This window comes from Stenotrophomonas sp. CFBP8980, assembly GCF_034046095.1.
Taxonomy (GTDB): Bacteria; Pseudomonadota; Gammaproteobacteria; order Xanthomonadales; family Xanthomonadaceae; genus Stenotrophomonas; species Stenotrophomonas lacuserhaii.
Window position 1 is genome coordinate 130252 of the sequence record NZ_JAXCXF010000004.1, and the last position, 21461, is coordinate 151712.

12 protein-coding genes and 1 pseudogene are annotated in these 21461 nt (G+C 67.2%); 1 reads left to right on the forward strand and 12 read right to left on the reverse strand.

The genetic code is table 11. The annotated features are described in order from the left end of the window. Positions 1-8 precede the first annotated feature (8 nt). The 7 genes and pseudogenes from SOM47_RS10780 to SOM47_RS10810 form a co-directional block, all read right to left on the reverse strand. Positions 9-857: an aldose epimerase family protein gene (locus SOM47_RS10780; RefSeq protein ID WP_414715796.1), complete on the reverse strand. Its 849-nt coding sequence runs from the start codon at positions 855-857 to the stop codon at positions 9-11. Continuing rightward, entirely contained in the window at positions 847-1863 is a 1017-nt protein-coding gene (locus tag SOM47_RS10785; RefSeq protein ID WP_320505649.1) for a glycoside hydrolase family 43 protein, read from the reverse strand. Before SOM47_RS10785 ends, SOM47_RS10780 begins: the two co-directional genes overlap by 11 nt. Then, a pseudogene (locus SOM47_RS10790) lies at positions 1837-3327 on the reverse strand (MFS transporter); the annotation flags it as partial. The pseudogene SOM47_RS10790 and the gene SOM47_RS10785, both read right to left, overlap by 27 nt. Further along, positions 3320-5974 (reverse strand): glycoside hydrolase family 3 protein, encoded by a 2655-nt coding sequence (locus tag SOM47_RS10795; protein WP_320505650.1) that lies wholly within the window; start codon positions 5972-5974, stop codon positions 3320-3322. The gene SOM47_RS10795 and the pseudogene SOM47_RS10790, both read right to left, overlap by 8 nt. Positions 5975-6003: 29 nt before the next feature. Then, entirely contained in the window at positions 6004-7698 is a 1695-nt protein-coding gene (locus tag SOM47_RS10800; protein ID WP_320505539.1) for a glycoside hydrolase family 43 protein, read from the reverse strand. Continuing rightward, positions 7695-9677, reverse strand: a complete 1983-nt coding sequence (locus SOM47_RS10805) for a sialate O-acetylesterase (RefSeq protein ID WP_414715791.1) — start codon at positions 9675-9677, stop codon at positions 7695-7697. The genes SOM47_RS10800 and SOM47_RS10805 overlap by 4 nt, the downstream gene beginning before the upstream one ends. Then, positions 9674-11788 carry an alpha-glucuronidase family glycosyl hydrolase gene (locus SOM47_RS10810; protein WP_320505540.1) on the reverse strand — a complete coding sequence of 705 codons (2115 nt, stop codon included), beginning with the start codon at positions 11786-11788 and terminating at the stop codon, positions 9674-9676. Before SOM47_RS10810 ends, SOM47_RS10805 begins: the two co-directional genes overlap by 4 nt. 111 nt (positions 11789-11899) lie before the next feature. Between SOM47_RS10810 and SOM47_RS10815 the strand changes: the two genes are divergently transcribed. Further along, a complete protein-coding gene (locus tag SOM47_RS10815; RefSeq protein ID WP_320505541.1) occupies positions 11900-12958 on the forward strand; it encodes a LacI family DNA-binding transcriptional regulator in 1059 nt (352 codons plus the stop codon). Positions 12959-12972: 14 nt separating this feature from the next. Here the strand turns inward: SOM47_RS10815 and SOM47_RS10820 are convergent, their stop codons facing one another. From SOM47_RS10820 to SOM47_RS10840, 5 genes are all read right to left on the reverse strand, one after another. Continuing rightward, on the reverse strand, positions 12973-15537 hold the full coding sequence (locus tag SOM47_RS10820) for a glycoside hydrolase family 3 N-terminal domain-containing protein (protein ID WP_320505542.1): 2565 nt from the start codon (positions 15535-15537) through the stop codon (positions 12973-12975). Further along, on the reverse strand, positions 15534-16943 hold the full coding sequence (locus SOM47_RS10825; protein WP_192083523.1) for a sugar porter family MFS transporter: 1410 nt from the start codon (positions 16941-16943) through the stop codon (positions 15534-15536). The genes SOM47_RS10820 and SOM47_RS10825 overlap by 4 nt, the downstream gene beginning before the upstream one ends. A gap of 47 nt (positions 16944-16990) precedes the next feature. Beyond that, positions 16991-18325: a xylose isomerase gene (gene xylA, locus SOM47_RS10830; protein ID WP_320505543.1), complete on the reverse strand. Its 1335-nt coding sequence runs from the start codon at positions 18323-18325 to the stop codon at positions 16991-16993. Continuing rightward, positions 18322-19863 carry a xylulokinase gene (gene xylB / locus SOM47_RS10835; protein WP_320505544.1) on the reverse strand — a complete coding sequence of 514 codons (1542 nt, stop codon included), beginning with the start codon at positions 19861-19863 and terminating at the stop codon, positions 18322-18324. The genes xylA and xylB overlap by 4 nt, the downstream gene beginning before the upstream one ends. Before the next feature lie 63 nt (positions 19864-19926). Beyond that, entirely contained in the window at positions 19927-21456 is a 1530-nt protein-coding gene (locus SOM47_RS10840; protein ID WP_320505545.1) for a tryptophan halogenase family protein, read from the reverse strand. Between the last annotated feature and the right edge of the window lie 5 nt (positions 21457-21461).

Here is a 21461-nt window from a genome sequence, read left to right on the forward strand (position 1 = left end):
AAGCAGGATCATCGCGGTATCTCGCTCTCCCACCTCAAACCAAACCTCAACTCCAGCCGCTCCCCTGCCACCAACCGCCTCGGCAGCAACGTGAACCCATCAGGCGGACCCGTCTGCGGTTCCAGACAACTCGCGTGCGCAGCCCCGTCATACACCACCCAGTGGTCCGTATCCGCTCGCAGCCGCAGCCGCTGCCCCGCATATTCCAGCGTCACCTCAGCCTGGTTGATGAAGCAGTCATCCCACGGCCCAGGCACTGGGCTGACACAAGGCAGCGTGGCGATGCCCTCCCCGTCCCGCGGATACATCGCACGCGGCGAAAACAGCAGCTGATCCGGCTTGCGAAACCACGGATGCCAGCCGATCACGGCAGGCATTGCCCTGTCGCCGGCCTGCACGGCAAGTCGCAGGTCGAGCCCATCGGGCAGCACGCGGACAGCCTGTGTCGCAACGCCTCCAAACGGCCAGTGCCGGTCCTCGGGAAGCGCCAGTGACAGCGTGGCGGTGGCCGCATCGAGATGATCGATCTGCCAGGGCCGTGTGAATCCCACCCCATGGATCGCATGCGCCCCAAGGTTCGCAGGCAGCACGAAATCCTTGCCATCAAAGCTGAAGCGCCCACGCCGGATGCGCCCAGCCCAGGGCACCATCGGGTAGCACCCCCAGCCGATCACAGCCGCCCTGCCCTCGCACTCGCCTACCAGCCAGTCCACGTCGTCGTACCGCATCTGCGCGATCCGTCCGCCGGCTTCAGGAGCGAGCGCGATCGCCACCCTGCCCGCCCGCAGCCAATGCAGCTGGCCACCTGCCAGCGGCGCATGCGCATCATCCAGCGGTGAACTAGCCTCAAGCGCCATAAGGGTCGATGGTGCGGATGCTGCCATCGGCTTCCATGTGCAGCGGCGTGCACTTGACCGAGCGCAGGTGGGTGACCCCGCCAGACGCCAAGGCATCGTGGTAGAACAGATACCACTGCCCCTCGAATGCGCAGATGGAATGGTGCGTGGTCCAGCCCACCACTGGCTTGAGGATCACCCCGCCATAGGTGAACGGTCCATACGGACTTTCGCCCGTTGCGTAGCACAGAAGGTGCGTATCACCGGTGGAGTACGACAGGTAATACCGGCCTTGGTACTTGTGCAGCCAGGGGCCTTCGAAGAAGCGGCGCGCATGGTCATCGGCGCGCAGCGGCAGTCCGTGCTCATCCAGGATCACGATTTCCCGTGTGGGCTCGGCAAGCTGGGTCATGCCTGCTTCCAGCCGACCAACGCGTGGCCCCAATGCAGGCGCATCGCCGGTGGGCTCCTCGTGCGCCGCATCGAAGCGGTTGTCACGGTACTTCTGCAGCTGCCCCCCCCAGATGCCACCGAAGTACAGGTAATGCGTGCCGTCGTCGTCCTCGAACACCGCCGGGTCGATTGAGTACGTGCCCTCCATCGCCTCTGCGTCGGCAGTGAACGGGCCCTCCGGACGATCCCCTACCGCCACGCCGATGCGGAACATGCGCTGCGCATCCTTGGCGGGGAAATAGAGGTAGTAGCGGCCATCACGGCTTGCCGCGTCCGGCGCCCACATCTGCCGGCTGGCCCAGGGCACGTCGCGCACATGCAGCGCGATGCCGCAGTCGATGGCCTCGCCAGCGGGCGTATCCATCCGCAGCACGTGGTAGTCCTCCATCCCGAAGTGACCGCCCTCGTCATCGAACGGAGCACCGCTGTCGATGTCGTGCGAGGGATAGATATACAGCCGCCCTTCGAACACGTGGGCGGACGGATCTGCCGTGTAAAGGTGGCTCAGCACGGGCTGGGAGATCGCACGCGCCGCCAGCTGGTCAAGGTTGCCGGTCTGCCGGCGCTGCAGCAGCTCCTGCTCGATCCGGTTCTCCATGCGCTTGTCGATCTCATACAGGAACAGCAGCGCCACCGCGAGCAGGAAAGGGATCGAGCAGTAGACGCTGACCGTAAGACGGATGCCGTCCACCACCGCCTGCGGTTGCTGTTCCGCGCCAGCCTGGTAGCCATGGTGCGCGAGGATCCCCGCGACCAGCGCACCGCCAATGCTCAGGCCGATCTTCAGGCCGCACAGCATCGCGGAGAACACGATCGCGGTGGCGCGGCGATGGTTCTTCCACTCCGAATAGTCTGCGACGTCGGCGATCATCGCCCACAGCAGCGGGATGGTGATGCCGTAGCAGAACCCATGCAGCATGAAGGCGATGAAGGCCACGCCGACTGCGGTGGGCGGAAAGAAGTAGAACGCCAGCAGGAACAGCGTGCAAACCAGCAGCGCGCCACCGAAGACATCCCGCTTGCCAAAGCGGTCGGCAAGCCGGCGTGAGACGCCAATGCCCAGGATCATGCAGAGGATGCCGCACGCATTGAACAGGCTGAAGGCCGAGGTCGCCGGGTCTTCCGGCCAGGTGAATCCGGCCAGGCCCCACCTGCTCAGCGTTGCGTTCAATCCACCGATGAAAGCGTTGAAACCGGAGCTGTCGAGGAAGCCCGCCAGCGCGGCATCTCGCATGTAGTACTGGAAATAGTAGATGTAGGTGCCGCCCTTCAGGGCCAGGTTGACGAACACCAGGATGGTCAGCAGCAGCATCACCTTCCACGGCCGGTTGCGCAGCAGGTCGGACAGGTCCTGCAGTACGCCGGCGGTCTGTTCCCGGGCCGGAACGATGCGTTCGCGCGTGGTGGCGAAGGTGGTCAGGAAGAACAGCGTGCCCACCACCGCGAACACCGTCATGACCCGCTCAAAGCCCAGCATGCGATCGCCATCACCGAGGATCAGCACCAGCGGCAACAGCAGCACCTGGATGATGAACTGCGCGATCATCACCGCCACGAAGCGGTAGGCTGACAGGCTGTTGCGCTGGGCCATGCTGCCGGTAAGCACCCCGCTGAGCGCGGAGTACGGCAGGTTGTTGGCCGCGTACACCAGCATCAGCAGGCCGTAGGTGGCCACGGCGTAGACGATCTTCGCGCGGGGCCCCAGGTCCGGCGTGCTGAAGGCGAGCAAGGACAACACCCCGAACGGGATCGCCGTCCACAGGATCCACGGCCGGAACTTGCCCCAGCGGCTGACCGTGCGATCGGCGGCAATGCCGATCAGCGGCGTGAACACGAACGCGCCGAGCACACCGATCACGAAGATGATCGTTGCGGCGGTGGCGGGCGGAAGCCGGTATACGTCGGTGTAGAAGAACGCCAGGTAGGTGATCAGCGTCTGGAAGATCAGGTTCGCTGCGAGATCGCCCAGGCTGTAGCCGAGCTTTTCCCGGATCGACAGCGTGTGTTCGGTGTTTGCCGCGCTGCCTGCATCAGTCACGGCCGGCCTCCACGGTGAACCTGCCGGTCGCACGGATGTCGGTGCTGGAGCTCCCTACCCTCGCCTCGTAGGACCCGGCCGGCACGGCATACGCCGCACGGACCTCGTCGTACTGGCGCAGGGCGTCCTTCGCCTGCAGATCAAAGGTGACCGTTCGGCGTTCGCCCGGGGCCAGGTGGACACGCTGGAAGCCGCGCAGCTCCTGCTGGGCATCGTCGGGTTGTGCCTGCATGCGCCGCACATACAACTGCACGACTTCATCACCCGGGCGCTTGCCGGCGTTGATTATCTCGACCTGCACCTTGAGCGTCCCGTCGTCGCCGATGCGGGCGGAATCGAGCTGCAGCGTGCCGTAGTCGAACCGGGTGTAGGACAGCCCGTGTCCAAACGGATACAGCGGGGCGCCACGGAAATAGCGGTAGGTGCGTCCTTCCATCGTGTAATCATCGAACGCCGGCATCGCCTGGTCCGCCTTGTAGAAGGTGACCGGAAGGCGTCCGCCGGGGTTGACGTCGCCAAACAGGGCCTGGCCTACGGCGGTGCCACCACGTTGCCCGGGGTACCAGCTCATCAGGATTGCCGGCACATTCGTATCGGCCCAATCCACGGCCAGCGCGGAGCCGCCGGTCAGCACCATCACCACCGGCTTGCCGGTGGCATGCAGCGCTTCCAGCAGTGCACGCTGCGGTGCGGGCAGGCGCAGATCGGTACGGTCACCGCCGGCGAAACCGGGGTAGTTGACCTTCATTTCTTCGCCTTCCACATCGCCGGTCAGCCCGCCGACAAACACCACCACGTCCGCTTCGCGGGCTGCGTCCACTGCTTCCTCGAAGGGCGGCTTCGCTCCGGGCATGCGCCAGCCCAGCCGCACGCCGGCATCGCGCTCGGCATCGAAGTATTCAAGCTTCAGCGCGTAGGCGCGTCCGGCCTGCAGGTCCAGTTCCACGCCATCGCCCTGCAGGCGATCGCTGTCACCCCACCGGTCCAGTACCCGCTTGCCATCGATGTACAGGCGGTAGCCGTCGTCGGCGGCTGCTTCTATGCGGTAGCGGCCAGACACCGGCGGCATCAGTTCGCCACTCCAGCGGATGCTGAAACCATCGCTGGGAATGCCCTGCCCCGGTGCGGCTTCACCGCGGGCCAGCAGGTTGTCGGTCGGTGAACCGCGATCCCAGCGGAAGCCGATCTGGGCGTCGGTGCGCACCAGGGCCGGCGTGCCGGACAGATCGGCTGTGCGGAAGTACTCCCCGCGCAGGCCCCGTTCCGGCGAGTCGGCCGACGGCCGCAGGTAGGCCGCTTCGATCAGCGGGGTGGCATTGGGATCGTCGCGCCCTTCGACCAGGTCCACGCCGCGTGCGTAGCGCACCTCGATGCCCTTCGCTGCACCGCGTATTCCCTGCAGGACGGTCACCGGTGCGGCCGGGGTGCCGAAGTAGTTGCCGAGCAGTGCCATGGTGTCATCGGCGGTGGGGCCGACCACGGCGATGCGCTTGAGGTCGCGTGACAGCGGCAGCACGCCTTCGTTCTTCAGCAGTACCAGCGATTCCTGCGCGGCCTTCAAGGCCAGCGCATCGTGCGCCGGGGCCTGGTTCACCGATGCGGGGATCCGCGCCCAGCGCACCCGTTCGGCCGGGTCGAACATGCCCAGTCGCATCCGCGCGGTGAACAGCCGGGTCACCGCATCGTCGATTTCTGCTTCCGTGATCAGCCCTTGCCGTACCGCGGCAGGCAGCGTGGCGTACTCCTGGCCACACTCCAGTTCGGTACCGTTCTTGACCGCCAATGCCGCGGCGGCTTCACGGCTGGGAACGATTTTGTGATGCTTCCAGATATCCACGATGGCCCAGCAGTCGGACACCACGTAACCCTTGAATCCCCAGTCACGGCGCAGCACATCGCGCAGCAGGAAGCGGCTGGCGCTGGCGGACTCGCCGTACACGCGGTTGTAAGCGCCCATCACCGCATCCACCTGCCCCTCCTTCACCAGCGCCTCGAAGGCCGGCAGGTAGGTGTCATACAGATCGCGCTTGCTGGGGCGGGCATCGAAGTGGTGGCGGTCGGCCTCCGGCCCGCTGTGCACGGCCAGGTGCTTGGCCGTGGCATCCAGCTTGCGGTACACCGGGTCGTCGCCCTGCAGTCCGTGCACGAAGGCCACGCCCATGCGCGCGGTGAGGTACGGGTCTTCGCCGTAGGTTTCCTGGCCGCGGCCCCAGCGTGGGTCGCGGAAGATGTTGATGTTCGGCGACCAGTAGGTCAGCCCCTGGTAGCGGCCATGTGACCCTTCGCGGACGAACTGGTGATGCTTGGCCCGCGCTTCGTCACTGATGGTGGTGGCCACTTCGCGCACCAGCGGCACGTCGAAGGTGGCGGCCAGTCCGATGGCCTGCGGGAACACCGTCGCCTGCCCTGCGCGTGCCACCCCGTGCAGCCCTTCGTTCCACCAGTCGTAGGCGGGAACGCTGAGGCGCTCGATGGCGGGCGCGGCGTTCTGCATCTGCGCCGCTTTTTCCTCCAGGGTCATCCGGGCCACCAGCGCGGCGGCGCGGCTTTCAAAGCTCGCCGAGGTGTCGCGCCAGGGCTGGGTTTCGGCCGCCTGGCCGACGCTGCTCAAGGCGATGGCGGCGCACAGCGCCAGCGTGCGGAACATCGGGGGATGGAGCCGGGGCGTGCGCGTCATCATTTACTCCTCAAGGCACGCTCATCGCGTGCGAATGGTCCCAGCAGAGCGCCCACGAAGCCGCCTGCGCGATCAGTACTCAATACCGTTCCATCCACCTCGCCTGCGAGGGTCTGCCAGCCGTGCCCGTCGCCGCTGTCGAATGCAAAGGCATAGCGGGCTTCATCACCGGTGATCTTCAGCCGCAGTGAAGCGCTCGCGTCCACGTCGCGGCTGGCCAGCAGCCGCGTCGTCCCGCCGCCGTCGCGTCCTTCCAGGAAGACCGTCACGCGATCACCGCCGAGGCGGCGCACGCCAAGGAAATACCAGTACGCCTCACTCTGGAACGCAGCCAATCCAGCCGCCACGCCTGCTGCCGGGCGGCTCATCGCGGTGCTGGCCTCGAAGCGCAGGTGCTGCTGGCGTCGGCCCAGGAAGGCGGGATTGCGCAGCGTGTCCAGGTCCTCCGCCAGCGGGTGCACGGTCAGCGCGCCGGGGCGCTCGCGCAGGTCCGCCCATGGTTGCTTGGGCACACGCACGCGCAGCCAGCCGCTGCCCAGCGTCGGCGCATCGAACTCATCGCGATCGACGAAATTGCCGGTGAACGGTGCCTGCGACGCATCGCCCTGCATCCATGACGGTGCCTTGAGCGCATACGGAATGGCCTGGTTGGCTGGCAGGACCACCGGCCAGCCATCGCGCCATCGTACCGGCAGCAGGTAGGTCTCCCGCCCCGTGTTGTAGTGGCGCTTGGCATAGTTGCGGCTGGCAAGGAACACCGCCCACCACGACCCATCCGGTCCCTCCACAAGGTCCGCATGGCCGGCATTGGTGATCGGCAGCGGCCGGTCCTCCGGCAGGTCGCGCTGGGTCAGGATGGGGTTGCCCGCATACGGGACATAAGGTCCCCAGACATCACGGCTGCGCAGCACCACCTGCGAATGCTGCGGCCCGGTGCCGCCCTCTGCATCGGACAGGTAATACCAGCCCTCGCGTTTGTACAGGTGCGGTCCTTCGATCCAGATCGGGTTCTTCGCCGGCTCCACGCCGCCATCGATCAGCACCTTGCGCGGGCCCATCGGCGCGTAGTTGTCCATGTCGATCTGCTGCATCCAGATCGCACGGTGGCCCTCGTAGCGCGGCGGACCGGGCGGCACGTCATTGTTCAGCAGGTAGACGCGGCCGTCGTCGTCGAAGAACAGCGATGGATCGATGCCCTCCACGCCCGGCAGCCAGTGCGGGTCTGACCACGGCCCGGCAGGATCGCTCGCGGTAGCAATGAAGTTGCCGCCACTGTCCACTGCGGTGGTGACCACATGGAACAGGCCGTCGTGGTACGAAATCGCCGGAGCGAAGATGCCACGCGACACGCCCAGGCCATCGAAATCCAGCTGCGTCGGGCGGTCGATGACGTTGCCGATCTGCTTCCAGTGCACCAGGTCCACACTCTCGAAAACGGGGATACCGGGGAAGTAGGTGAAGCTGGAATTGACCAGGTAGAAGCGGCCGTTCGCACCGGTGATGCTGGGGTCGGCGTGGAAGCCGGCGAGGATCGGGTTGCGGTAGTGCCCGGGTGGCAGGGGCGCTTCGAAGGCAACGTCACGACCGGTGTACTCGAACCAGTCGAAATGAACCGGTGGCGCAGCCCGCAGCGGCGGCGTCGCAGCGGCTGACAACAGGATCATCGTGGCGAGCAGCAGGCGCGTCAGCATCATGGAATCTCCGCAGCGTCGAGGGACAGTTCGAAGGGTCCGGCCGGTGCCCCGCTGCGATCGCGCAGCGTGCAGATCGGGCCATCGGCCCAGCAGTAGCGCACGCGCGCGCCGGGTACTGGCTGCGGGCTGCGCAGCACCACGTCATGGCCGTCCAGCAGCGCTTCCGCATAAGTGCATTGCCGCGCCTGCGCATCGCACAGTTCGAAGCCGATGGGTCCGTTGGCACCGGTGGTGGCCAGGGCGCCGGTGACATCATCGAAGGCGATCCGTATCCCCGCAGGAGTACGCGATGCCGTGCGTGCGGTCGGGCCGGACGGGGCGATCGCGCGCTCGCCGTAGACGACGTGGCGTGCCACGCGCGCCAGGCGCCGGCCCAGTTCCTGTTTGTTGGGCGGATGGATGTCGTAGGCGTCGCCGATGTCGATCGCCAGTGCGAGGCCGGCGTGCGGGTCTTCTGCCACGACCCGCCGCTGCGCCTCGCGGACCTGTGCCCAGCCGCTTTCCGCCGGTGTCTCGGGCGGTTGGCCATAACCGGCCAGCTGCACCACCAGCAAGGGCGTCTGCGCACCGAACCGCCCGCGCCAGTCAGCGCGCAGGCCGCGCAGGCGTGCCGCATAGGCCGCGGCGTCGCCGGTATTGGATTCGCCCTGGTACCACAGCATTCCGCGCAGCCCAGGCTGGCCCAGTGGGGCAATCATGCCGTTGTGGAGCGTCGACACGCCCGTGGCGGCATGCCACGGCGCCAGCGGCGGGGCCTGTGCGGTGGGCGCTGGCTGGTACTGCCACGGTGCGTCCAGCACCAGGCGCGTGCCATCGTCCAGCACCACCGCGTGGGCGCTTGCAGGGCCTGCCAGGCCGCCATCGCCATAGGTATCCAGCACATTGATCACCACCGTGTTGGCGCCAGCCTTCAGCAAGCCGGCTGGCAGCGCATAGGACCGCGCCGAACCGGGCGCGTTCTCGCTGCCCACGGCCACGCCGTTCACCCAGGTCATGTCCGTCTCATCCACCGCCCCCAGTTCAAGGCGTGCGCCCTGCCCTGCCTGTGCCACGGTCAGGGTCACCTGGCTGCGGTACCAGACCATGCCGTTGTAGCGGGAAAGCGCAGGCACGCCCCAGTGCTCCCATGCCCCCAGCAGGGACGGCGCTTGCTGCCAGCCAGTGCGATCTGCCGCGGGCTGCCATGGGCCTTCATCGGCGCCCGCGCCCGTGTGCGCGGACCACCACTGCTGCCAGTGTTGACCCCATCGGGCGTTGGCGGCCATCGGATCGGTTGCGTACAGCGCCAGTACGTCCAGCGCCGGGTCCATGCCGCCCTGTCGGCGCAGGGCAGAGGCGCTGGTCCATGCCTCGATGCGGGAACCGCCCCACGCCGCTTGGATCAGCCCCATCGGTACCGCGACGGTCTTCTGCAGCTCGCGTGCGAAGTAGAAGCAGGCAGCGGAAAAGTCGCGCACGGTATCCGGCGACGCGGGGTGCCAGGCAACGGGTCCTGCAAACTCCCGTCGTGGCGAAACGGCCGCTGCCTTTGGCACGGTGAACAGGCGGATCATCGGCTGCGTGGCGGCAGCGATTTCGCTGGCTGCGTCGAGCGCGCGCCAGACCGGAAGTTCCATGTTCGACTGCCCGGAACACAGCCAGACATCGCCCATCAGCACATCGCGCACGACCTGGATGGCATCCCCGGCCCGGATCGCCAGCTCGTACGGGCCGCCTGCCGCCAGCGGCGGCAGCACGGCCTGCCAGTGGCCGCTGTCATCGGCGCGGGTGGTGGCTGTCCGGCCGGCCAGCTCCACCCGGACCGTGACGCCCGAAGCGGCGGTCCCCCAGACCGGAACCGGCTGGTCCCGCTGCAGGACGGCGTGATCCTGGAACAGCGGATGCAGCAATGGCGCCATCGTGTGCTGCGCCGGTGCGGGCCCTGCGCAGCAGCCCAGCGTGATCGCCAGCAGCCAGCCCCTCCACGCTGCCCGGCTCATCGGCCATCTCCCGGCGCAGACGGAGACTGCAGGGCCTGGTACCACGCCAGCGGATGCGGTGGCGCGGCCTCTCCCACCGGCAAGGGGCGGCCGCTGACCGACTGGAAGTACGCCACGCTGGCGTCGCGCCACCACTGTGCTTGGCGGCGCTGGATGCGCAGGAACGCTTCAACCTGCGCGTAGCGTTGTGCATCCACCCTGCCGCGCAGGCCTGCCCAGGTGCTCTGCATGTCCTCGACTCCGCGCACGCCCTGCGCATAGCGCCGGACCAGTTCGTCCCACAGTGTCTGGCCGGACGCCATGCGGTGGTCCCATGGCAGGTGGTGGAACCACAGCAGCAGCGATTCGGGAACCTGCTGCAGGTCACCGTAGCGGCGTGCCACGTGCGGCGCGTACTGGGCCACCGCATTGCTGCCGCGCGCCGTGCGGTCAAAGCCGATGCCATCGCGGTCGGCGCGGTGGTAGTACACCGACGTCCAGTCCGCGCGCGGACCGCCGTCCACCCAAGGACCGGGGCCATGGTGGTGTCCGCGTGCCATCAGGTGATGCAGGCCTAGCGGGGTCATGTAGTTCACCGCCGCCTCGCGCGAGCCCATCATCATGCCGACGATGGGCTCTACCACCTCGCGATCCGGGGAGAACGTCATCGCCGCCCACTCCGCCGCGATGTCGGCGGCGGACTGCGCGGGATTCCACGAAAGACGGCCGAAGGTGTACCAGTTGGCCTGGTCGAAGTGCGATCCACTCCAGGTGCGATCGTTGCCGATATTCGCGACGCCGGCCATGCCCGTCAGGCGTTGCGCCACGGTGGAACGTCTGTCGCGTGCATGGGTATCGGCGTGCAGTACTTCCTCGTACAGCGGCCCCAGATACACCAGGTGCGTGGCGAAGCCGAGATACTCTTTGGTGATCTGGACCTCCATCATCAGCGGGGTACGCGGCATGGCACCGAACAGCGGATGGAACGGCTCCCGCGGCTGGAAATCGATCGGCCCGTTCTTTACCTGCAGGATCACGTTCGGGCGGAAGCCGCCATCCAGGCCGGCAAATTCGGTAAAGGCCTGCGTGGCACGGTCTGCAGGAACGTCGTGCGCATAGACGAAGGCGCGCCACATCACCACGCCGCCGTACGGGGCCAGCGCATCGGCCAGCAGATTGGCGCCGTCGGCATGAGAACGACCGTAGTCCTGCGGGCCGGGCTGGCCTTCCGAATTGGCCTTCACCAGCAGGCCGCCAAAATCCGGAATGCGGCTGTAGATCTCTGCGGCCTTGTCCCGCCACCAACGTCGTACCGCCGGGTCGAGGGGGTCGGCGGTTTCCAGCCCGCCCAGCTCGATCGGCGCGCTGAAGCGCGCGCTCAGGTAGACGCGGATGCCGTAGGGCCGGAACAGGTCGGCCAGCGCCGCTGCCTTGTCCAGATACTCCGGTGTCAGGCTCTGCGCGCTGGCATTCACGTTGTTCAGCACCGTGCCGTTGATGCCCACCGACGCGTTGGCCCGTGCGTAGTCGGTATAGCGCGGGTCCCGCCATTCCGGCAGGGTCTGCCACTCCCACAGCGAGCGGCCTGCATAGCCGCGTTCCACATGGCCGTCCAGGTCGTCCCAGTGGTTGAGTACGCGCCGACCGAGCTGCGGCGATTCGCGCACCGCAAGGGTGTCCAGTGCCGTGCCGGCCTGCAGCAGGCGCAGCAGATGGAACGTGCCGTACAGCATGCCGATATCCGTGCGAGCGGCCACCAGCACCACATCGTGCCCACCCAGACGCGTACGCTTGAGCAGGTAGCCCTCCCCGCCCAGCGATGCAATCTGCTCGCCGAACGGCGCGATCAACGGCGATGACTGCGGCGTACCCAGCACCACGGCAGGGCCGGTGGCCGCCGCAACCCGCATGGGCGGGGCGCTGCCAAGCAGTCCGGCCAGGCCACGCTCCAGCTCTTCGCGCGCGGCACGCTGGGTCGGTGTGTGATCAGGCGCCACCACCTCGGCCAGCTGTGTGCGGTAGACGGCGGCAAGCGGAGCATCGAGCGGTACATAGCGCATCCACATCGCGTAGCCATCCTCTGCCTGCGCGCTGCCGATGCAGGCCATCAGGGCCACCATGGCAGCGAGCATCCAATGACACCGCTTGCCATCCGGGCGACCCCGCAGCGCGGGCGGTAAACCTTGTAAGCTCGGGACGTGCGCGGCTGGCGATGGCGCCACGAAGCACAACGGGAGCGCGTATTGGAGAAGCCGAAGAAATCGGTCCGCCGCAAAACCAGCGGCGTGACGATCGATGAAGTGGCGGCCTTGGCCGGGGTCTCGCCGATGACCGTATCGCGCGCGATCAACCAGGGCAAAGTCCGCGATGTCACCCGTGAGCGCGTGATGCGCGCGGTGCGTGAACTCGGCTATACGCCCAACCTCGCCGCCAGTTCGCTGGCCGCCGCACAGCACACGCGCATCGCGCTGATCTACACCGACCCCAGTGGTGCTTACCTGCGCGAACTGCTGGTCGGGCTGCTGCGCGTGGCGTCGGGCGCCGCCATCCAACTGGTCGTCGACTACTGGGACGATCTGGGCCCTGCCGCCGAGCGCAGGTCGGCGCGTGCGCTTGCCGGTCGGGTCGACGGTGTCATCCTGCCGCCGCCGTTGTGCGAGTCGCAGCCTGCAGTGAACGAACTGCTGAAGGCAGGCATCCCGGTGGTCGCGATCGCATCGGGCCACCTCGGCAACGACATTTCCTGCGTGCGCATCGACGATTTCCACGCCGGCAGGGAACTGGCCGAACATCTGATCCAGCACGGCCACAGCCGCATCGGCTTCATCTGCGGGCGCAGCGACCTCAGCGCAAGCGCGCGGCGCTACGACGGCTTCGTCAGCGCGCTGCATGACGCAGGGCTGGAAGTCGACCCTGCCCTGGTCCAGCAGGGCGACTACACCTACCGCTCCGGGCTTGCCGCTGCCGAGAAGCTGCTGCGCCACCGTCGGCCGCCCACCGCGATCTTCGCCAGCAACGACGACATGGGGGCGGCGGCGATCTCCGTTGCCCACCGACGCGGCCTTGAGGTGCCACGCGACCTGTCGGTGGTCGGTTTCGATGACACCTCGGCCGCAACCACCGTCTGGCCCGAGCTCACCACTGTCCATCAGCCGATCGCCTCGATGGCCGATGCCGCGGTCGAAATCCTGCTGCGCACCATCCGCCGCCGGCAGGAAGGCGTACGTGTACTGACTGACCACGTCGTGCCCCACCGCCTGGTGGTGCGCGATTCGGTCGCGCGTCCTCCCGGGCCTCGCTAGCGCAGCACGCACCGTCACGCGCCCGTGCACTCGATGGTGGTCTCCGCCTCGTTCAGCGCCCCGAGCGCTACGCGCGATACCGCCAGCGTCATCTTCCCTGCCGTGCCGATCGACCAGGGGCGATCCAGTTTGCCGACATCCGCACCCGCGGCGGCAAGGCACTTCAGCGGCACCCCTACGCGGGTCCATTGGCCTGCCGGCAATCGCCCCAGCGTGGGTCCGATCGCAATGCGCGCCGAGCAGCCCGTGCCGCAGCCCACCGACAGCCAGGTATCGCCCTGCGGTGCGGACTCCACCCGCAGGGTGGTCAACAGCATCAGGTCGCCGTTGCTTTCCCGCTGAAGGTCCAGCGCCGTGTGCGATTGCAGTGCGACAGTGGCCTCGCCCTTGCCGGACCAGCTGAGCTGGCGCCCGTCTTCCTGCGCCAGATGATCCACGCCGGCAACCGTGAGCAGGTCGGACCCGAGGGCATCCGGCACCTTCGTGACCGTCACGCCCTGCCCGGTGCCGCCTTCCAGTCGCAGTGCCATGCCGGGGCCGGCATCACCGCGTGCGAAGAACACCCCGACCGCCCCTTCCTTGCCGGTCACGCCTGAAATTTCCGGCAGCGGGGCCAGCGCGCCGTTGTCGGCGTAGGTCAGTCCGAAGCCGAACGGGAACAGCGGGTTGTAGTCCTTCTGGCCCACGTTGTTGGCGTACTGGGTCGCCGTGCGCGGCCAACTGAAGCTCAAGGTGCCTTTGAAGTCGTGCTGGACATTGCCATCGGCACCGCGCAGCAGTACATCGGCGATGCCCGCGCCCTCCGATCCCGGCAGCCACGCCGCGACGAAGGCATCGGCGGCATTGAGCTCACGGTTGACCCACAGCGGGCGTCCGCTGAGGAACACCGCGACAACGGGAATGCCATCGGCTTTCAGGCGCTTGAGCAGCGCCAGGTCCGCATCGTCGCCCGGCTTGTACGCCAGTGTCGGCAGATCGCCCTGGAACTCGGCGTACGGGTCCTCCCCGAACACCACCACGGCCGCATCCGGCCGGCTCGCATAGCGTCCGTCAACCGCAAGTTCGGCGTGGCCACCTGCTGCCTTCACCTGCTGCGCGATGCCCTCGAAGATGCTGTCTGCATTCGGGAAATCCTTGCGGGTCGTGCCGGTGCCCTGCCAGTTGAGCGTCCAGCCGCCCGCCTGCTTGCCGACATCGTGGGCGCCGTCACCGGCCACCAGGATGCGTTGCTTCGGCGACAGCGGCAGCACGCCGCCCTGGTTTTTCAGCAGCACCAGCGACTCGCGCACCGCCTGCCGGGCCACCGCGCGATGGGCCGGTGCACCGATCAGCGCGAACTGGCCGCCGACCGCACGCGTCGAAGGTTTCCCCGCCTCGAACAAGCCCAGGCGCAGCTTGACCCGCAGGATGCGACGCACCGCGTCATCCAGGCGTTGCTGGCTGATGGTGCCGGCCTTGGCCGCCGCCAGCGTGGTTTCGTAGAAGCCCTTCCAGCTGTCCGATGCCATGGCCATGTCCAGGCCGGCGTTGATGGTGGCGGGGCAGTCCGTGGTGGTGCAGCCCTTCACCTGCCCGTGGCCGTTCCAGTCGCCTACCACGAAGCCACCGAAGTTCATGCGTCCCTTCAGCGCATCGGTCAGGTACGGCTTGTGGCCGTGCATTTTTTCACCGTTGACACTGTTGAACGACGCCATGACGGTCTGCGCGCCTGCGGCAATGGCCGGCGGATAGCCGGCCGCGTGGATGCGCACCAGTTCGGTTTCATCGATCCGGGCATCGCCCTGGTCTTTGCCATCGACGGTCCCGCCATCACCGAGGAAATGCTTCACCGAAGCGATCACGTGGCGCCCGTCCAGGAAAGTGGGCGAGCCCACTTTGCCCTGCAGGCCTTCGACCATTGCAGCGGCGTAGCTGGCCACCACCTCCGGCGACTCGGAGTAGCCTTCGTAGGTGCGTCCCCAGCGGTCGTCCTGCGGTACCGCCACGGTCGGTGCGAAGGCCCACTCCATCCCGGTCACGCGGGTCTCCAGTGCGGTGATCTCGCCGATCCGGCGCAGCAGTTCCGGATTGCGGGTCGCGCCCAAGCCGATGTTGTGCGCGAACAGGGTCGCGCCGATGATGTTGCTCTGCCCGTGCACGGCGTCGATGCCGAACAGCACCGGGATCGCCTTGCCGCCCTGCGAGGTGTCCATCGACGCGGCATGGAAATCATCGGCCAGTGCCAGCCATTGCGCAGGCGAGGCATCGTAACGGCCGCCGGGGTCCGAGTTGCCGCCTGCCAGGATGGAACCCAGCCGGTAGCGGCGCACGTCGTCCGGGGTGACGCTGGCGATGTCCCCCTGCACCAGCTGACCGACTTTGTCCTCCACCGTCAGGGTAGCCATGAGCTCGGTGATGCGTTTCTCCAAGGCCGCATCCTCGGCCAGCGGCCAGGCGACCTGCGGCCACGGATCCGGGTCGGCCGGCGCAGCGGCAACGGGTTTCCCATCGTTCCCGCAGGCCGCCACGGCCAGCACCAGCGCGGTCAGCAGTACGCCACCACGGGCCTGCATGAAGCGTCGATTCGTCATGGTGTTCATCCTTCCATCTGCTCCAGTTCCTTGCCCTTGGTTTCGTGCACGAAGCGCAGCACGAAGAACACGGAGATGACCGCCGCCACCAGGTAGAGGCTGTAGGTTGCGGCCAGCCCGATGGCGGCCAGCAGGATCGGGAAGGTCACTGTCACGGCGAAGTTGGCGGTCCATTGCGCCGCACCCGCCACCGCCAGCGCCGAGCCGCGGATCTGGTTGGGGAACATCTCTCCCAGCATCACCCACATCACCGGCCCCCAGGAGACGTTGAAGAACACTACGTAGGCATTGGCAGCCACCAGCGCCAGCGTGCCCATGCCACCGGGCAGCTGCAGGCGCCCATCGACCAGCGAGCCGCTGGCAAAGGAAAACACCAGCAGCGTCAAGGCCACCGCCATGCCGGCCGAGCCGACCCAGAGCAGCGGCTTGCGCCCGATGCGGTCGATCAGCAGCACGGTCACGATGCAGGCGCCGATGCTGAGCGCACCGGACAGGATATTGATCAGCAGGGCGTCGTTCTCAGAGAAGCCGACCGCCTGCCAGAGCACGGCGCCGTAGTAGAACACCACGTTGATGCCAACCAGTTGCTGGAAGGTCGCCAGGCCGATGCCCACCCAGACAATCGGGCGGATCCTGCCGCTGGCCTTGTCACGCAGGTCCGAAAGCCGCGGGCGATGGTGGTCGGTCGACAGCGAGGCATCGATCTCGGCCAGCTTGGCCTGCGCTTCGGCCGCGCCGAACAGCCGCCCGAGCACCTGCAATGCCTCGTCCTTGCGGCGCTTCACCATCAGGTAGCGCGGGCTTTCTGGAATGGCCAACAACAGCACCAGGAACAACAGCGAGGGTACCGCCTGCATCCAGAACATCCAGCGCCAGGCTGCGTGGCCTGCCCACAGCGGCTCGGTCGAGGCACCGGCGGTGGCTGCCAGCAGATAGTTGGACAGGAACGCGGCCGTCAGCCCGCCGATGATCGCTATCTGTTGGACCGTGGCCAGGCGGCCACGGTAACGCGCCGGCGCCACTTCGGCGATGTACGCCGGGGAGATCACGCTGGCCGCGCCTACCGCGAAACCGCCCAGTACCCGCGCGATGATGAACATCGCCGACGACGGGGCTGCACCGGCGCCGATCGCCGACAGCAGGAACAGCACCGCCGATACGATCAGCACGTTGCGGCGGCCAAGGCGGTCGGCCAGGCGGCCGGCGCTGAAGGCGCCGAACGCGCAGCCCAACAGCATCGAGGCGATCTCGAATCCCTGCATCCATTCGCCGGACTTGAACGTCTGGTGCAGTCCGTCCTGGGTGCCATTGATCACGCCGCTGTCGAACCCGAACAGGAATCCGCCAATGGTCGCCACCACGCTGATCAGGACGATCAGTCGGGTGTTCTCGCCGCTGCTCACTGCCTGTTGCATTGCCCTGCCCCTCCCCGGTTGGGTTTCATCGACGCGCGCTTGTGCGGTCAGCGCAGCAGGTACTGGTTGATCAGGTTCTCGTAGCGCTCCTGCTTGCCGCTGACCTGCCTGGGCTCGCCGCCCTTCGCACCCAGCGCGGCCAGTTCGGCGAGGCTGAGCGCGCCACTTGCGAATGCCTTGCCGGTACCACTGTCGAAGCTGGCGTAACGCTCCTTCCGCCACTGTTCCAGCGGCGAATCATTGATCAGCGCATGGGCGACTTCCAGCCCGCGGGCGAACGCATCCATGCCACCGACGTGTGCGATGAACAGGTCTTCCAGGTCGGTCGATTCACGGCGCACCTTGGCATCGAAGTTCAGGCCGCCCTCCAGCCCGCCCTGGCGCAGCACCACCAGCATCGCGCCGACGGTGTCGTACAGGTCGGTGGGGAACTGGTCGGTATCCCAGCCGTTCTGGGCATTGCCGCGGTTGGCATCGATGCTGCCCAGCAGCCCGTGGTCCGATGCGACCTGCAGATCGTGCTCGAAGGTGTGACCGGACAACGTGGCGTGGTTCGCCTCGATGTTGAGCTTGAAATCCTTGTCCAGGCCATGTTCCTTCAGGAACCCGACCACCGTGGCGCTGTCGAAGTCGTACTGGTGCTTCATCGGTTCCATCGGCTTGGGCTCGATCAGGAAATTGCCCTTCAGGCCGATGCTGCGGCCATGGTCGCGCGCCATGGTCAGGAAGCGTGCAAGGTGGTCGACTTCGCGCTTCATCTGCGTATTGGCGAGTGCGGCATACCCTTCGCGGCCTCCCCAGAACACGTAATGTTCGCCGCCCAGTTCGACGGTTGCTTCCAGCGCCGCCTTCACCTGGACGGCGGCCCGCGCCACCACCGCGAAGTCCGGATTGGTGGACGCACCGTTCATGTAGCGCGGGTGCGAGAACAGATTGGCCGTGCCCCACAGCAGCTTCATGCCGGTGTCGTCCTGGCGGGCCTTGGCCAGCGCCACCATGTGCTTGAGGTTCTTCTCGTAGACACCGACGTCGTCGGCGTCCGGTGCCAGGTCGATGTCATGGAAGCACCAGTACGGCACGCCCAGCTTGGTGAAGAACTCGAACGCCGCGTCCAGCTTCGCCTCGGCGCTGGCCATCGGCGAGCCGGCTTCCCAGGGGAAATGCCGGGTACCCGGGCCGAACGGATCATGCCCGGCATTGCAGAAGGTGTGCCAGTAGCAGACCGCGAAGCGCAGGTGCTCCTGCATGGTCTTGCCACCGACGCGCTTGTCCGCGTCATAGACCTTGAAGGCGAGCGGGTTGTCCGAACCCGGTCCTTCGAAGGGGATGCGGCCGATGCCGGGGAAATATTCCTTGCTGCCGATGAAGGGCTGGGTGGTCATGAGGGGTCTTCCTGTCGTTGTGCGGGGTGTGGCGTTGAGGGGGATCGGCCGCGATACAGCGGCGTGATGGCATCGAGGTGGCGCAGGAACCGTGCATAGGCGGTGGCGTAGGCCTGCATGCGCGCCGGGTCCGGGCGTGCGGACCGGAGCGGATCCAGCGCCACGTGCTGGTCAACGATGTCGGCGATCGAGGTGGCTTCGCCCCGCGCAAGGCCCAGCGCCCAGACCGCCTGCAGCGCCGCACCGAACGCGGCGCCTTCCGACTGGCTGGGGACCTCCACCGGCAAGCAGAACACATCGGCCACCAGTTGCCGCCACTGCGCGCTGTTGCTGCCGCCGCCGGTCAGCACGATGGAATCGAACGACATGCCCGCGCGTACGAAGGCATCGAAGCCGTACTTCAGGCTGTAGGTGGCCCCTTCCATCGCCGCGCGATAGACATGCGCCGGCGTCATGTTGGTGGTGTCCAGCCCCGCGAGCATGCCTTTGCCGAACGGAAGGTCCGGCGTGCGTTCGCCGTTGAGGTACGGCAGCATCACCAGCCCGTCGGCACCGGGCGGAGTCGCTCGCAGGTGCGCGTCGCCGTCGCGCGTGCTGAAGCCGAAAGCCGCCGCGACCTGCTCGGTCGCCACGGTGCAGTTCATCGTGCAGATCAGCGGCAGCCAGCCGCCGGTGGACGAACAGAAGGCCGCCCATGCCCCGTCCGGATCGACCACGGGTGTATCGGAGTAGGCGAACAGCGTGCCCGAGGTGCCCAGGCTCATCGCCAGGCGACCCGGCACCACGCAGCCGGTGCCGATGGCCGCCATCATGTTGTCGCCGCCTCCGACAGCCACTTTCACCGTCGCCGGCAGCCCCAACGCCGCCGCCGTGGCGGGGTCGATGTCGAACACTTCTTCAGGCCCGGCGATGCGCGGCAGGCTGGCCGCAAGATCCCGCTCGGGATCGGTCGCATGCAGTAGCTCGCTCGACCAGGTGCGGGTGCGTACGTCCAGCCAGCCGGTGCCGGACGCATCCCCATACTCGCAGAAACGCTGTCCGGTCAACACGAAATTGAGGTAATCATGGGGCAGCAGGATGCTTGCAAGGCGGGCATAGGCCTCGGGTCGGTGGGCCTTGGTCCAGGGCAGCTTGGATGCGGTGTATCCGGTGAGGATGGGGTTCCCGGCCAGCGCGATGGTGCGCGCCCTGCCGCCTGCCGCCTGCATGATCTGCCCGCACTCGGCCGAGGTGCTGGTGTCGCACCACAGCTTGGCCGGTGCCAGTACCTCACCCTCTTCATCGATCGCCACGAACCCGTGCTGTTGGCCCGAGACGGCCAGCGCGGCAATGCGCGAGCGCAGCGCGGGATCGATGTCGGCGAAGCAGGCGTGCAGTGCCGCGACCCAGTCCGGCGGCTGTTGTTCACGGCTGCCGTCGGCACCGCTGGCCAGCGTCAACGGCACGCTGGCGCTGGCCACCACGTTGCGCCCGGCAGGGTCGTAGACCACCACCTTGAGGCTTTGCGTACCCGCGTCGATTCCGGCAACCAGATCCATCGTTTCCACCCGTTTTGGCTTGAAGGTAGCGCTACCAATCAGCGGCAACAGCATGTCGGGCGGCTATGTCACCGCCATGCCCCGTTGCCATGCCTGCGCCGACGCGTTGCAGTAGCGCTCGATGAACGCGGCCTGCGACGGCATCTTCGCCACCTCCTTCTGCACCGGCCGACGGATGCGATCCAGCAGCGTGCGCAGGTCCGCATCACTGATGGCGCGCGTCAGCGAATGCGGCGGTCCCGGCTGGATGCCCTGCCCGGTCAGGACGCTGGTCCAGGAGTCGACCCGGAACAGTTCGCCGGGGTCCTGCCAGGCGTGGGCGCGCTCGCGCCACGCGCGCAGTCGGACCTGCAGCGACTCAGGCAGCGCCATCTCCCGACACGCTTTCCACATCGGCTCGTCGCGCTGGTTGGCGTGGTAATGCAGGATGATGAAGTCGCGCACGTGTTCCATTTCCTGGCGGCTGACATCGTTGTAGAGCGCCATCAGCGATGGGCTGATGCCCTCCAGCGGGAACAACTGGATCAGGCGCACCACCGCGCTGATGGTCAGGTGGATGCTGGTGGATTCCAGCGGCTCGATGAACCCACTGGCAAGCCCCAGCGCCACCACGTTCTTGTTCCATGCCTTCAACCGGCGCCCGCTGCGGAACGGCACCAGCCACGGGTCGCGCAGGGGCCGGCCCTCGATGTCACGCAGCAGCTTGGCCTGCGCCTCGTCATCGGACATGTGGCGGCTGGAAAACACCAGCCCACACCCCACCCGGTGCTGCAGCGCGATGTGCCAGCGCCATCCGGCCTCGTGTGCGATGGCGCGCGTGTACGGGACCGGCGGATTCACCGACTCGGTCTGTACCGCAACGGCGCGATCGCTGGGCAACCATTCGTGCCAGTCTTCATAGCCGGTATGCAGGGTCTGCTCGGTCAACAGGCCGCGGAAGCCGGTGCAGTCGATGAACAGGTCGCCGTCGATGACCTGTCCGTCTTCCAGCACCAGCGACGCCACCGCGCCGTCGTGGGCGTGCTGGCGCACTTCGCGGATCTTGCCTTCCACCCGGCGCAGGCCGTTTGCCTCGGCCTTGCCGCGAAGGAACCTGGCGTAGAGGCTGGCGTCGAAGTGATAGGCGTAGCTGGCCTGCGGCTGGGTCTGCAGCGAGAACCGGTCTTCCAGCGAGGCCGCGCTTTCCAGGCAGAATTCGCCCAGGTCCGAGGGCATGCCCCGGCGCAGGCTCTCCAACCAGAAGTGGTGGAACGGCGTGGCCCAGGTGCCCTGCCCGATGGTGCCGAACGGATGGATGAAACGGTCCCCGGGGCGACGCCAGTTCTCGAACGAGATCGAGAGCTTGAACGTACCAGCCACTGCGCGCAGAAACTCCTGCTCGTCGATCTGCAGGAACCGGTGGAACATGCGGATGGGCGGCACGGTGGATTCGCCCACGCCGACGGTACCGATCTGCTCGGACTCCACCAGCACGATGTCCAGCTGATCGCGGAACTGGTGGGCCAGCGCGCAGCCGGCAAGCCAACCGGCAGTGCCACCGCCGGCGATGACGACCTTGCGGATCCGCCCTTCTGTTGTGTCCACAGCGTTCAATGCGA